A 13,051-nucleotide genomic window follows, 5' to 3' on the forward strand; every position below is an offset into this window, starting at 1 on the left:
GGCTCAGTCGCTCTGTCGCCGCCCGCCCCGAGCGGACCGTGCCCCTTCAGGGCAACACAAAACCCCGACCGTTTGACGGCCGGGGTCTGCTCAAGACCGGATTTCGGTCGTACTCACGAACCCGTGGGCACGGAGTCAGTCGCCTCCGTCCACAGATCCTGCTCGGCGCGATCCGCCTGGATCTGGCGGTACACGAGGAGCCCGCCGATGGCGGCCAGTGCGACCAGGAGAAGCTTCTTCACCGCGCGACCTCGTCTTTCCTTGACGTAGGGGACCTCTGGCGCCCGACTATACACACCGGCCGATACCGATCGGTGACCTGCGCCGGTGGTCAACTGCCCGTCGCAGGGACCCTTTAGAAGCGGACGAAGCCATTCTGATCGGAGGGTGATCACACCCTCACGTGCGGTGACTTTTGCCCCCCTCTCTCCCGTATGCACAGCCTTTCTGCCCCCTTGCAGCCATTCGGGTGGTGTTCATCTGAACATCGACGCGCCACGGGCGCAGGTCCACCACTTCGCGGTCCACATACACATCATGAGGAAAGTACGCAAATCGCCCAACCCGAAAGTGAGGGGCCATGGCCCGGAACAAGGTCCTGACGCTGTGGACCAGCATCGTCACCGCCTTCCTCGCGCTGTGCACGGCGCTCGGACTCATCACGACGACGGCCGCCGCGGCCGTACCGCAGACCGGAACGCACAGCAACACCGAGAGCGCCTCTCCCGAGGCGGCACCGGCGGCCGCGGCCCCCCGGCCCGTGTCCCGAACCGGGTCCCTGCCCCCCACGATGAAGCAGCGCATCCGCGCCGAGGCGCACGGTGCGGCACCCAGCTGCCGCCACCACCCGCTGGCCGGCACCTCCACGGCAGCCACCACCACCGCGGCCATCGGCCTCCCGTGCGACGAGACCGCCACCGGGACCCTGACCCAGCACTCCATCCCGCTCCAGCGCTGAGCGGACCGCGCCACCCCCGGCCCCGACGTAACGGCGATCTGCGTACAGCACCGCACGCGAGAAACGGCCCGGCCGCTCGACAGAGCAGCCGGGCCGCCGCCGTGTGCGGGCGGGAACGCGCGGTTCCGGGCCGATCCCCACCCGATCGGGGCCCACTCCTCAAGTCCTCATGAGGAGTTGTAGCCTGCGACCGTGCCCAAGGCGTACGAAGTGATCGCTGACGGCCTCCGCCGCTCGATCCGGGCGGGTGAGCGCGTGCCCGGCGACCGGCTGCCCTCGGAGGCGGACCTGGCCCGGCACTACCGGTGCAGCGTACCCACCGTGCGGAACGCGCTCCGGCTGCTGAGCGACGAGGGCCTGATCGACAGGCGGCACGGCCTCGGCACCTTCGTGCGGCGCCCGGGCACCCCGGCGGTGCGGGACAACCGCCGGCACCAGTGGGAGAAGGACCGGGCCCGCCGGCCCCTCGCCGCGCGGGCCGAGACCGGTGCCACGGAGCGCGACACCGGCCTGCGCGCCGACGACCTCGTCTTCCACGCGGAGTACCGCGAGCGGGAGGCGTCCGGCGAACTGGCCGGGCCTTCGGCGTACCCGAGGGCACCGTGCTCCTCCAGCGCGACTTCCGGACGCGGTACTCGGCCGAACCCGCCCCCTTCAGCCTCGTGACCTCCTACCTCGTCCGCGACATGATCGCGGCCAACCCCGACCTCCTGGACGCGGCGGGCGAGCCCTGGCCGGGAGGCACCCAGCACCAGCTCCAGACCGTGGGCATCGAACCGGACCGCGTGGAAGAGCGTTTCACCGCCCGCCCGCCGACCCCGGAGGAGGCCGCGGCGCTGGACCTGCCGCCGGGCACGTCGGTGATCCTGCTCCGCAAGACCTCGTACGACACCGAGGGCCGGGTGGTGGACGTCTCCGACGTCACGCTGCCCGGCGACCGCACCGAACTGCTCTTCACGACCCGTCTGGAAAGGTGGTGAGTGCCGCCGTGAACCGGCGCGTCATCGTCGTCACGGCCGTCCACGGCCCCTCCGCCCCCTTCCTGTCCGAGGCCTACGCCTCGTTGTGCGCCCAGGAGCTGCCCGACGGCTGGGAGTGGCGCTGGGTGATCCAGGAGGACGGCCGTACCGAGGACGTCCGGCCGTACGTGCCCGACGACCCGCGGGTCCTCTTCCACCAGGGGCGCCGCGGCCGGCAGGGCGGGCCGGGAGTGGCGCGCACCATGGCCCTGGCCCACGCGGACGGCCCGTACGTGAAGGTCCTGGACGCCGACGACCGGCTGACCCCGGGCGCCCTGGCGCGCGACCTGGCCGCCCTGGAGGCCGACCCGTCGATCGGGTGGGCCACCTCGCGGGTCCTGGACCTCCTGCCGGACGGTTCGACGGCCGGCTTCCCCGGCGATCCGGCGCACGGGCCGCTCGAGCGCGGCGAGGTGCTCGGCTTCTGGAAGGCGAACGGTTTCCGCGCCCAGGTCCATCCGGCCACCCTCCTGGTCCGGCGGGACCTGCTGCTCGCCCTCGGCGGCTGGATGGCCCTGCCCGCGTCCGAGGACACCGGCCTGCTGCTGGCGCTCGGCGCCGTGAGCCGGGGGTGGTTCTCGCAGGAGGTGGGCCTCCTCTATCGCAAGTGGGAGGGGCAGGAGACCGGCCAGGCGTCCCATGTGGAACCCGCCGAACGCGATGCCCGGATGGCGGTGGTGGAGGCCAGGGCGCGCGCTCTGGCGTCCTTCGGGTGGCAGCTGCCGGAGGGCGGACAGCAGTAGTGGGTGGGCCGCGCAGTACGGCGGATGGTCCGTAGAACGGGCGGGCGGGCCGTGAAAGGGCGGGTGGTCCGTGAAAGGGCGGGCGGCCGGGCGGCGGTCGTTCAGGGCAGCCGCTCCGCGTCGATCCGCGAGAAGATCAGGTCGCTCTCCCCGGTCAACGGCCCGCGCTGCCGGACCGGGGCCCGGGGCTCACCGGCCAGCGCCGGAGGATAGCTCCCGGGCGCGTAGTCGTTGGCCAGCCGGTAGGCGTGGAACCCGGCGTTCCGCATCGCTCCCAGCAGTTCGTCGGCACGGTCCCCGAGCCGGGCCATGCGCTCGGGTGCCACCTCGACCGTGATCTCCGCGTCGGGCCGCAGCGCGCCCAGCACCGGTGCGAGACCGCGCACGACGCTTCCCTCCGCGCCCTCGACATCGATCTTGATGACCCGGGCGGTCGCGATCTCCACCGGATCGAGGAGTTCCGGCAGCGGCCGGGCCGCCGCCTCGAAGCCGGACTCCACCGGACCGTCGTAGGGGACGATGCTGTTCGCGCCCGTGTTCCGTGAGCTGGCGAGTGTGAAGGTCAGCGTCCTGGCGCGGTCCGAGACCGCGGCGTTGAGCGCGCGGAGGTTGCCGAGGCCGTTGAGCCGGGCGTTCCCCTCCAGGCGGCGGTGGAGGTCGGGGGACGCCTCGATCGCGACGACCCGGCCACGCTCACCGACGAGCCGGGCCGCCAGGACGCTGAAGACGCCGATGTTGGCCCCGACGTCGACGAAGCAGTCCCCCGGCCTCAGCCGGCGCCGCAGCCAGCCCGTCAGATGCGGCTCCCAGGCGCCGAACAGGTACAGATACCGCTGGATGAGGTCCTGCGTGTCCACGGCGAACCGGTCACCGGAGCGCGCTGCGACGACGGCCCGGCGTGGGTGATCGCGCAGGTGCGGGTTCAGCCAGCGCGCGGCGAGGGGCGCCTTCCCGAAGGCGCCGGGGCCGTGCCGCACGTACCGGGCGGCGAGGCCGACCAGGGCCTCCGTGACGGCGACGCCCGGTCCGCCCCGGCCGCTCAGTCCCGGGCCTCTTCCGCGTCCGTGCGGGTGATGGTGATCGCGGCGGACGGGCATCCCTCGGCCGCCTCGCGTACCCGCGGGGCGTCGACGTCGTGCTCCCGGCCGGGTATGACGGCGCCGAGACCGTCCACCTTGGTGAACACGGACGGGGCCCGGTGGACGCAGTCGCCGGAGCCGTAGCACTGCTCGGGGTCGAGGGAGATCCTCATGCGCACTCCAGCGGCGGTCGGTGTCGGAGCCTTCACGACCTGCCTTCCCACCGATCGGCGCACTGAATCCGCCCTGCCCGCAAGCCTGTTGGCCGTCCCGCTCCTACGCTCATCGGATCATCCGGCATTCGCGGGGACGCGGTGCGACGACAAGAAGGTCGACGCCTACGGGGAGTACGTCGACGCCGCCAAGACGCGGATCGCCGCCGTCGTGCCGCTGTACGAGACGCGGGAGGAGCTGCGCGAGAGCCACCGCAGCGAGGAGGACCTCCGCGACGAGCCGGCGGAGGCGAGCCGCCGCTGGGGGCGGCCTTCGAGCGGGTCATGCTGCTCGGCGGGGACGACGCCGTCGAGGCAGGGCACGAGCTGAACGTGCTGCTCGCCGAGATCGACTGGCAGGCGACCGGCCGGGTCGACGGCACCCTGGAGGAGTGGCGGGAGCGGCACCGGGCCGCGTTCCGGGCCGTCAACGCCTTCCACGAGGAGGCGAGGGCCGATCTCGGCATCCGGGGCCGCGTCACCGGTGAGAGGCACCCGGAGCGGGATCTGCTCGTCCCGGCCGCCCGCCGTACCGGCCGTCGGCCCGCCGCCCGGGACTGACCGGCGGCGGGTGCAGCTGCCCGTGCGCACACGTGCGCGTCGGCATGGTTTGGCTCCGGTCCCTCCCCTCGTGGGGACCGGTGCCAAGCCATGCCGGCGCCGTTTTCGCGTGCGGTGGCGGAACCGGGACGGGTCGGGGAGGGCCGGGTCACCGAAAGCTGACCGAGAACATGCGGCCCCATGGGGTGGCTCTCCGAGTGCTGAGCCGCTGACCTGTCCGGGTGCCGCGGGACCGCCTCGCCACTGCGACGCGATCCTGCCACCCGGGGTCGCCGCCGGGGAGGTTCCGGAGCCATGACCCCCCTGTAGCCGCAGGTCAGCCGTATAGAGTGAGTTTTCCGGTCCGGACGTCCAGGTGCGGGGGAAGTAAGGAGTGGAGACCTTGAGTTTCGACTCAGGGGCACGCACGGCCTTCGCAGAACGCCTCGCACTGCTGTACAGGGAGGCCGGCAACCCTCCCCTCAAACGCGTGTCCGAGGCCGTCGTCCGGCTCCAGCGGGTCGACGAACGAGGGCGGCCCGTACGGGTCTCCGCCCAGCGGATCAGCGACTGGCGGCGGGCCAAGAACGTGCCCGCCCAGTTCCCCGCCCTCGCGGCCGTCCTGCACGTCCTCATACCCCAGGCCCGGCGCGCACGGCCGGTACCGGTATCCGCCGGTCTGTACGACCTGGTCCAGTGGCAGCGCCTGTGGGAGCGGGCGTTGGCCGACCCGACAGGTGAACGTCCCGCACCGCCCGCGGCCGAGGAGCAACCCCCCGCGGAGGCTCCGGACGCGCCCGGCGGGGTCTGCCCCTACCGGGGACTGGCCGCCTACCGCCGGCAGGACGCCGGCTGGTTCTTCGGGCGGGACCGGAGCACGCGGGCCCTCGTGGCCCAGCTGGACGCCACGCGGGATGCGGGCGGCCTGGTGATGCTCGTGGGCGCCTCGGGTGCGGGGAAGTCCTCCCTGCTGAACGCCGGCCTGGTTCCCGCGCTGCGCGCCGGCGCGCCGGACGCCGGAGACGGCCCGCCCCGGCGGGTGCTCCAGCTCGTACCGGGGGCCGACCCGCTCGGGGAACTGACCCGGCTGGTACCGCAGCTCGCGCCCGTCGTCGGTGCCGTGCGGGAAGCGGCGGCGCCCGGGCCGGGGGCCGCGGAGCCGGGCGCCTCCGAAGCCGGGGACGAGGGCCGGAACACCGTGGGCCCGCGGGCCGACGACGCCGTACGGGCGGCCTTCGGGGCGTGGGCGGCGACCCCCGATGACGCGAACGCACCGGACGGCTCGAAGAACCCGGACGGCTCGAAAAGCCCGGACGGGCGCCGGGACGGCGGCCCGGAGGTCCGTGGCGGCCCGGAGGACGGCCGCAGCGGCCGAGCAGCCCCCGCGTCCCCGCCCGCCGCACGCCCGGTCGTCATCGTGGACCAGTTCGAGGAACTCTTCACGCTCTGCGCCGACGAGGCGGACCGGCGCGCGTTCGTCCGGCTGCTCCAGGCGGCCTGCGTCCCCGGCGCCGACGGGGATCCGCCGCCGGTGCAGGTGGCCCTGGGCGTACGCGCCGACTTCTACGACCGGTGCCTGCGCTACCCGGAGCTGGCCGACGCGCTGCAGCACCGGCACATGGTGCTCGGGCCGCTGACGACCGCGGAGCTGCGCGAGGCGGTGACCGCCCCCGCCAGGGCCGTCGGCATGGAGCTCGAACCGGGACTCGCCGAGCTGATCATCCGCGAGGTGAGCACCGACGGCCCGCAGGGAGCACACGACGCGGGCGTGCTGCCGCTCCTCTCGCACGCCCTGCTCGCCACCTGGCAGCGGCGCAAGGCGGGCCGCCTGACCCTGGCCGGATACCGCGCGGCCGGCGGCATCCAGGGCGCGGTCGCCGCGACCGCCGAGCGGGCCTGGTCCGGTCTGGACCCGGCGGCGCGCACGGCCGCGCGGCTGCTGCTGCTGAGGCTGGTCCGGCTGAGCGAGGACACCCAGGCCACCCGCAGACGCAGTACCCGACGCCGGCTGGCCGAGGAGTCGGGCGACCCCGGCAAGACCGAGGAGTCCCTCGAAGCGCTGGTGCGGGCCCGGCTGGTGACGCTCGACGCGGAGACCGTGGAGATCACCCACGAGGCGCTGCTGCACGCCTGGCCCCGGCTGCGCGACTGGATCGACGAGGACCGCGCCGGGAACCTGCTGCGCCAGCGGCTGGAGGAGGACGGCCTGGCCTGGGAGGAGTCGGACCGCGATCCCGCACTGCTCTACCGGGGTTCCCGGCTGGCGCAGGCCGGCGGCTGGGCCAAGTCGGCCGGCGACACCTTGCTGACCCGCAGCGCGGTGGAGTTCCTGGCCGCCGCGGTCAGGCTGCGCAGGCGCACCGTCATGATCAGCCGTGCCGCGGTGTCGGTGGTGGTCGTCCTGGCCCTGGTGGCCGCAGGCGCCGCGGTGCTCGCCTGGCAGCAGCGCAACGACGCCGTGTTCGAGCAGGTGGTCGCCGAGGCGGACCGCGTCCAGGACACCGACCCGTCGCTGTCCGCCCAGCTCGACCTGGCGGCGCACCGCCTGCGGCCGGACGACGAGGACGTCAGGAACCGGCTGATCTCGATCGTGAACGCGCCCCTGGCCACCCCGCTCCTCGGACACACCGGCGCCGTCTACCTCACCTCCTTCTCCCCCGACGGACGCATCCTGGCGACGGCCAGCTACGACCGCACCGTCCGGCTCTGGGACGTCTCGGACCCCGCCCGCCCCAAACAGCTCGGCAAGCCCCTGACCGGGCACACCAGCTGGGTGAGCACCGCGGTCTTCAGCCCCGACGGCCGCACTCTCGCCAGCGCCTCGGACGACGGCACGATCCGGCTGTGGGACGTACGGGACCCCAGCCGTCCGCGCCCGCTCGGCGCCCCGCTGGCCGGCCACGGCGGCACCGTCTACCTGCTCGCCTTCAGCCCGGACGGCCACACCCTGGCCTCCGCCCACGACGACCACGCCGTGCGCCTGTGGAACGTGGCCGACCCTCGCGCCCCCGAGGAGCTCGGCGCCCTGACCGGCCCCACCGCGGCGGTGCGCTCGGTGGCCTTCAGCCCCGACGGACACACCCTCGCGGCCGGTGGCGACGACGACGAGGTCCGGCTCTGGGACGTCACCGACCCCGCCCGCGCCGAGCCCGTGGGGAAGCCGCTCGCCGGCCACGGCGGCCTGGTGCACTCCGTGGCCTTCAGCCCCGACGGCCACACCCTCGCCAGCGGCAGCGCGGACGACACCGTACGCCTCTGGGACGTCACCGACCCCGCCCGGGCCAAGCCCTCCGGCGCACCGCTCACCGGCCACAGCGGCCCCGTCTGGGCGGTGGCCTTCAGCCCCGACGGCGCCATGCTCGCCGCGAGCAGCGCGGACAGTACGGCGAGCCTGTGGAACGTCAGCGACCCGGACTACCCCTCGCAGGTCGGCGTGCCCCTCGCCGGGGGCAGCGGTGAGATGTACGCCCTCGGCTTCAGCCCCGACGGCCACACCCTCGCCACCGGCAACGGCGACAGCAAGGTCCGCCTGTGGTCGCTGCCGACGTCGGACATGATCGGCCGCATCGGAGCCTTCCGGCCGGACGGACACGTCCTGGCCACGGCCGCCCGCGACGGCAGGGTCCGGCTGTGGAACGTCACCGACCCCGCCCGGCCCGTGTCGCTGAGCGCCCCCTTCAGACCGGGGGAGGGCGACATCCGGTCGCTGGTCTTCTCCCCGGACGGCGACACGCTCGCGGTGCTCTCCGGAGGCCGCGCGCTGCAGCTGTGGAACGTCAAGGACCCGGCCCGCCCCAAGGCCCACGGGCCGCCGGTGGCGCTGCGCACCCGCTACGCGGGCCCTGACACCCTGGCCTTCAGCCCCGACGGCCACACCCTCGCCACGGCCCACGACGACCGCACCGTCCAGGTGTGGGACACCGCGGACCCGTCCCGACCCCGCCGGCTGGGCAAGCCGCTCGCCGGACACTCGGGGTACGTCAACACCCTGGCGTTCAGCCCGGACGGCCGCACCCTCGCCAGCGGCGGCGCGGACGACGCCGTACGCCTGTGGGACGTCACCGACCCCGCGCACGCCACCCGTGTCGGCGCGCCCCTCACCGGGCACCTCGGGCCCGTCAACGTCCTCGCCTACAGCCCCGACGGCCACACCCTCGCCAGCGGCAGCGACGACGGCACGGTCCGGCTGTGGGACGTCACCGGGCCGGGCGGGGCGTCCCGGGCCGAGGCCACGCTCGCCGGGCACACCGACTCCGTGGTGTCGCTGACGTTCAGTCAGGACGGCGCCACCCTGGCCAGCGGTGCCAACGACAACACGGTCCGGCTCTGGAGCGTCGCCGACCCCGCCCGGGCCACTTCCATCGGCCAGGCGATGAGCCCCAACGCCAAGAGCGGCAACTTCCTGTCCTTCAGCCCCGTGCACCACATGCTCGGGGTCTCCAGCGGCACGGACACCGTCCGGCTGTGGAGCCTGGGGGTGGACGACGCCATCGACCGCATCTGCTCCGCCACCCGGGGTGTGATGACCGAGGAGAAGTGGCACGAGTACCTGCCGCGCCTGGACTACGAGCCGCCGTGCGACCACTGATCAATCCCGGCGGGCGAGTGATACCTGTCACATCACCGCCACCCGACCGACCAGTCGGCACCCACCGGCCACCCCGCCTTGTTAGCCTTGGCCACAGCCCGACCGCTGGCGCATCCCCCGTCGCCAGCGGTCGGGTCTTTTGCCGCCCGTGCGGCCGCGCCGCCACCGGCGCGGTGAACACTTGGGGGGCGGGACGACCGGATTCGAACCGGCGTCCTCGCGGTTCTGGAGACCGCTCGCGTCGACCACTGCGCTACGTCCCGCCCTTGGCCGCGATCGTAGCGGCCGACGACGCACCGGCAACAGCACAAGGGAAGCGAACACCAAGAGACCCCCAGCCGCTACCGACTGGGGGTCTTCTCGCTGGTGGGGCTAACAGGATTTGAACCTGTGGCCTCATCCTTATCAGGGATGCGCTCTAACCAACTGAGCTATAGCCCCGCCGCGCTCTGCGGTGTATGTCCCGCGTGCTGACTCCTGAAGATTAGCGCACGAGGCGGGCAGTCCCAAAATCGGTTGTCGCGCGGCCGGAGGGCGCGGACGGCTCGCGGATCACTCGTCCTCGGCGAGCGTCAGCTCCACGCCGCCGACGAAGCCGGCGGACAGGTTGTAGATGAACGCGCCGAGGGTGGCCAGGGCCGTCGCAAGGACGACGTCGATGACCGCGATGATCGTCGTGAACATCAGCACGTTGGGCAGCGACAGGAAGGACTGCAGGTCGAAGCCGTTGGACTCGTTGGAGCCCGTGGCCTCGGCGATCGTGCCGCCGACCGTGGAGAAGACACCCATGGCGTCCATGACCATCCACAGCACGGCGGACGCGACGACGGTGCAGATGCCGAGCGCGATGGAGAGCAGGAAGCTGACCTTCATCACCGACCACGGGTCGGCCTTCGACACGCGCAGGCGTGCCTTGCGGACCCGGGGCGTGGTGCGCGCGCCGGTGCGCGGGCGGCGCACGGCGGAGGCGTTGCCGCCCTGGGTCTGGTACGCCTGCGGCGGGTGGTAGGTCCCGCCGGGCTGCTGTGGCTGCCGTTCCCCCGGCAGCGGCGAGGCCGCCTGCTGAGTCCGCTGGCCTCGGGTGTCCGTCACAGTTCCCCCCTGGGATCCATGCGTTGAGGACGAGCTCCCCGAGTGCGAGTCGGTCGCTCCGTCGTCGATCTTGCGCAGTTGAGTCGTGTGCGAATCCGTCGCACGCGCGGCGGAGCCACGGCCGCCGCCGCCCGTTTCCGTACCCGTGGGGGTACCGGCCGATCCGGCGCCCGTGGCTCCGCTCACGATGACTCTCTCCTCGTGCTACTCGGCCGGGGGCGCCTCGCCCTCGTCCGTGCCGGTGGTCGCGGCACCCTCGGCGGTCTCGTCGACGGCCACATCGCCGTCGACCTCCTCCGCCTCGCGTCCCGCCTCGGCGTTGCGTGCGATGCCGACGACGGCATCGCGCTTGCCCAGATTGATCAGTTGAACGCCCATGGTGTCACGGCCGGTCTCCCTGACCCCGTTGACTCGCGTGCGAATCACACCGCCCGAGAGTGTGATGGCGAGGATCTCGTCGCTTTCCTCGACCACCAGCGCGCCCACGAGCGATCCACGGTCCTCGACGATCTTGGCGGCCTTGATGCCGAGGCCGCCGCGACCCTGGACGCGGTACTCGTCGACGGAGGTGCGCTTCGCGTAACCGCCGTCGGTGGCAGTGAACACGAACGTACCGGCTCGAACAACATTCATCGAGAGCAGCTCGTCCCCTTCGCGGAAACTCATGCCCTTGACACCCGAGGTGGCACGCCCCATCGGACGCAGCGTGTCGTCCGACGCGGTGAACCTGATCGACTGCGCCTTCTTGCTGATCAGCAGCAGATCGTCCTCGGCCGAGACGAGTTCGGCTCCGATCAGTTCGTCGTCGCTGCCGTCCGCCTGCTCCCGCAGGTTGATGGCGATGACACCACCCGAACGCGGCGAGTCGTAGTCCTTGAGCGGCGTCTTCTTCACCAGGCCGGCCTTGGTGGCCAGGACCAGGTACGGCACCGCCTCGTAGTCGCGGATCGCGCGGATCTGGGCGATCGTCTCGTCCGGCTGGAAGGCCAGCAGGTTCGCCACGTGCTGGCCGCGCGCGTCCCGGCCGGCGTCCGGCAGCTCGTAGGCCTTGGCCCGGTAGACCCGGCCCTTGTTGGTGAAGAACAGCAGCCAGTGGTGCGTGGTGGACACGAAGAAGTGGTTGACGATGTCGTCTTCCTTGAGCTTCGTGCCGCGCACGCCCTTGCCGCCGCGCTTCTGCGCCCGGTAGTCGTCGGTCTTGGTGCGCTTGATGTAACCGCCACGCGTGACCGTGACGACGATGTCCTCCTCGGCGATCAGGTCCTCGATGGACATGTCGCCCTCGTACGGGATCAGCTTCGTCTTGCGGTCGTCGCCGTACTTCTCGACGAGCGCGGTCAGCTCCTCGCTGACGATCCCGCGCTGACGGACCGGGGAGGCGAGGATCTCGTTGTACTCGTTGATCTTCATCTGGAGCTCGTCGTGCTCCCGGACGATCTTCTGGCGCTCCAGGGCCGCCAGGCGGCGCAGCTGCATCTCCAGGATCGCGTTGGCCTGGATCTCGTCGATCTCCAGGAGGTCCATCAGGCCCCCGCGCGCGATCTCGACGGTGTCGCTGCGCCGGATGAGCGCGATGACCTCGTCGATGGCGTCCAGGGCCTTGAGCAGGCCGCGCAGGATGTGCGCCCGCTCCTCCGCCTTGCGCAGCCTGAAGCGCGTACGGCGGACGATGACCTCGATCTGGTGGTTCACCCAGTGGCGGATGAACGCGTCCAGGGACAGGGTGCGCGGCACGCCGTCGACCAGGGCCAGCATGTTGGCGCCAAAGTTGGTCTGGAGGTCGGTGTGCTTGTACAGGTTGTTCAGGACGACCTTGGCGACCGCGTCCCGCTTGAGGACGATCACCAGGCGCTGGCCGGTGCGGGACGACGTCTCGTCGCGGACGTCGGCGATGCCGCCGACCTTGCCGTCCTTCACCAGGTCGGCGATCTTCTGCGCGAGGTTGTCCGGGTTGACCTGGTACGGCAGCTCCGTGACCACCAGGCACTGGCGGTTCTGGATCTCCTCGACCTCGACGACCGCGCGCATGGTGATCGAGCCGCGTCCGGTGCGGTACGCCTCCTCGATGCCCTTGCGGCCCACCACCAGGGCGCCGGTGGGGAAGTCGGGGCCCTTGATGCGCTCGATCAGCGCGTCCAGCAGCTCCTCGTGCGAGGCCTCGTAGTTCTCCAGGTACCACTGGGCGCCGGCCGCGACCTCGCGCAGGTTGTGCGGCGGGATGTTGGTCGCCATGCCGACCGCGATGCCCGCCGAGCCGTTGATCAGCAGGTTCGGGAAGCGGGCCGGCAGGACGGTCGGTTCCTGGGAGCGGCCGTCGTAGTTGTCCGTGAAGTCGACGGTCTCCTCGTCGATGTCGCGGACCATCTCCATCGACAGCGGCGCCATCTTGCACTCGGTGTACCGCATGGCCGCCGCCGGGTCGTTGCCCGGCGAGCCGAAGTTGCCGTTGGAGTCGACGAGCGGCATCCGCATCGACCAGGGCTGCGCGAGGCGGACCAGGGCGTCGTAGATGGAGGAGTCGCCGTGGGGGTGGTAGTTGCCCATGACGTCGCCGACGACGCGGGCGCACTTGTAGAAGCCGCGCTCGGGGCGGTAGCCGCCGTCGTACATGGCGTAGAGCACGCGCCGGTGGACGGGCTTGAGGCCGTCGCGGACGTCGGGCAGCGCGCGCGACACGATGACGGACATCGCGTAGTCGAGGTAGGAGCGCTGCATCTCCGTCTCGAGCCCGACGGGCTCGACACGCATCGCCAGGGCGTCACCCTCGGGCGTGGTCACAGGGGTGTTCTCGTCGGTCATTGCTGGTGAAGGTCCTTCCTG

General features: G+C 72.3%; 10 protein-coding genes, 2 tRNA genes and 1 pseudogene. 6 read left to right on the forward strand and 7 right to left on the reverse strand.

Features of this window, described 5'->3' with window-relative positions:
- Positions 1-113 precede the first annotated feature (113 nt).
- Complete coding sequence (locus ACIQFU_RS34060; protein ID WP_003999697.1) at positions 114-242, reverse strand: DLW-39 family protein; 129 nt, start codon at positions 240-242, stop codon at positions 114-116.
- A gap of 338 nt (positions 243-580) precedes the next feature.
- On the opposite strand from ACIQFU_RS34060, the gene ACIQFU_RS34065 reads away from it, so the two are divergent.
- The 3 genes and pseudogenes from ACIQFU_RS34065 (at position 581) to ACIQFU_RS34075 (ending at position 2,720) form a co-directional block, all read left to right on the forward strand.
- Positions 581-958 (forward strand): DUF6344 domain-containing protein, encoded by a 378-nt coding sequence (locus tag ACIQFU_RS34065; RefSeq protein WP_402556835.1) that lies wholly within the window; start codon positions 581-583, stop codon positions 956-958.
- A 192-nt stretch (positions 959-1,150) separates the two neighbouring features.
- Positions 1,151-1,938: pseudogene (locus ACIQFU_RS34070) on the forward strand (GntR family transcriptional regulator).
- Positions 1,935-2,720: a glycosyltransferase family 2 protein gene (locus ACIQFU_RS34075; protein ID WP_402556836.1), complete on the forward strand. Its 786-nt coding sequence runs from the start codon at positions 1,935-1,937 to the stop codon at positions 2,718-2,720. Before ACIQFU_RS34070 ends, ACIQFU_RS34075 begins: the two are co-directional and overlap by 4 nt.
- A 101-nt stretch (positions 2,721-2,821) precedes the next feature.
- Here the strand turns inward: ACIQFU_RS34075 and ACIQFU_RS34080 are convergent, their stop codons facing one another.
- Entirely contained in the window at positions 2,822-3,697 is an 876-nt protein-coding gene (locus ACIQFU_RS34080) for an FkbM family methyltransferase (RefSeq protein ID WP_402556882.1), read from the reverse strand.
- Between the two features lie 62 nt (positions 3,698-3,759).
- The gene (locus ACIQFU_RS34085; RefSeq protein WP_402556838.1) at positions 3,760-3,972 is read right to left on the reverse strand and encodes a ferredoxin; all 213 of its coding nucleotides are present in this window, start codon (positions 3,970-3,972) and stop codon (positions 3,760-3,762) included.
- Here ACIQFU_RS34085 and ACIQFU_RS34090 point away from each other — a divergent pair.
- The 3 genes from ACIQFU_RS34090 to ACIQFU_RS34100 all read left to right on the forward strand — a co-directional run bounded on the left by ACIQFU_RS34090 (position 3,971) and on the right by ACIQFU_RS34100 (position 9,139).
- On the forward strand, positions 3,971-4,342 hold the full coding sequence (locus ACIQFU_RS34090) for a hypothetical protein (RefSeq protein ID WP_402556839.1): 372 nt from the start codon (positions 3,971-3,973) through the stop codon (positions 4,340-4,342). The two genes, ACIQFU_RS34085 and ACIQFU_RS34090, sit on opposite strands and share 2 nt — an antisense overlap.
- Positions 4,297-4,572, forward strand: coding sequence for a hypothetical protein (locus tag ACIQFU_RS34095; protein WP_402556841.1), 276 nt, complete (start codon positions 4,297-4,299; stop codon positions 4,570-4,572). Before ACIQFU_RS34090 ends, ACIQFU_RS34095 begins: the two co-directional genes overlap by 46 nt.
- 373 nt (positions 4,573-4,945) lie before the next feature.
- A complete protein-coding gene (locus tag ACIQFU_RS34100; RefSeq protein WP_402556842.1) occupies positions 4,946-9,139 on the forward strand; it encodes a hypothetical protein in 4,194 nt (1,397 codons plus the stop codon).
- A gap of 188 nt (positions 9,140-9,327) precedes the next feature.
- Here the strand turns inward: ACIQFU_RS34100 and ACIQFU_RS34105 are convergent.
- The 4 genes from ACIQFU_RS34105 to gyrA all read right to left on the reverse strand — a co-directional run bounded on the left by ACIQFU_RS34105 (position 9,328) and on the right by gyrA (position 13,030).
- Positions 9,328-9,402: transfer RNA gene (locus ACIQFU_RS34105), tRNA-Trp, on the reverse strand.
- Positions 9,403-9,503: 101 nt separating this feature from the next.
- Positions 9,504-9,580 (reverse strand) — tRNA-Ile (locus ACIQFU_RS34110).
- 111 nt (positions 9,581-9,691) lie between these two features.
- Complete coding sequence (locus ACIQFU_RS34115) at positions 9,692-10,417, reverse strand: DUF3566 domain-containing protein (protein WP_402556844.1); 726 nt, start codon at positions 10,415-10,417, stop codon at positions 9,692-9,694.
- Positions 10,418-10,435: 18 nt separating this feature from the next.
- Positions 10,436-13,030 carry a DNA gyrase subunit A gene (gene gyrA, locus ACIQFU_RS34120; protein ID WP_402556845.1) on the reverse strand — a complete coding sequence of 865 codons (2,595 nt, stop codon included), beginning with the start codon at positions 13,028-13,030 and terminating at the stop codon, positions 10,436-10,438.
- Positions 13,031-13,051: the final 21 nt, after the last annotated feature.

It is taken from the genome of Streptomyces sp. NPDC093065 (genome assembly GCF_044754585.1).
Classification (GTDB): domain Bacteria; phylum Actinomycetota; class Actinomycetes; order Streptomycetales; family Streptomycetaceae; genus Streptomyces.

What these genes read in the sequence shown, in the direction of transcription:
- ACIQFU_RS34090 (WP_402556839.1), top strand. Translation starts at nt 3,971, where the DNA reads ATGCGCACTCCAGCGGCGGTCGGTGTCGGAGCCTTCACGACCTGCCTT.
- ACIQFU_RS34065 (WP_402556835.1), top strand. Translation starts at nt 581, where the DNA reads ATGGCCCGGAACAAGGTCCTGACGCTGTGGACCAGCATCGTCACCGCC.
- ACIQFU_RS34095 (WP_402556841.1), top strand. Translation starts at nt 4,297, where the DNA reads ATGCTGCTCGGCGGGGACGACGCCGTCGAGGCAGGGCACGAGCTGAAC.
- gyrA (WP_402556845.1), bottom strand. Translation starts at nt 13,030, where the DNA reads ATGACCGACGAGAACACCCCTGTGACCACGCCCGAGGGTGACGCCCTG.
- ACIQFU_RS34085 (WP_402556838.1), bottom strand. Translation starts at nt 3,972, where the DNA reads ATGAGGATCTCCCTCGACCCCGAGCAGTGCTACGGCTCCGGCGACTGC.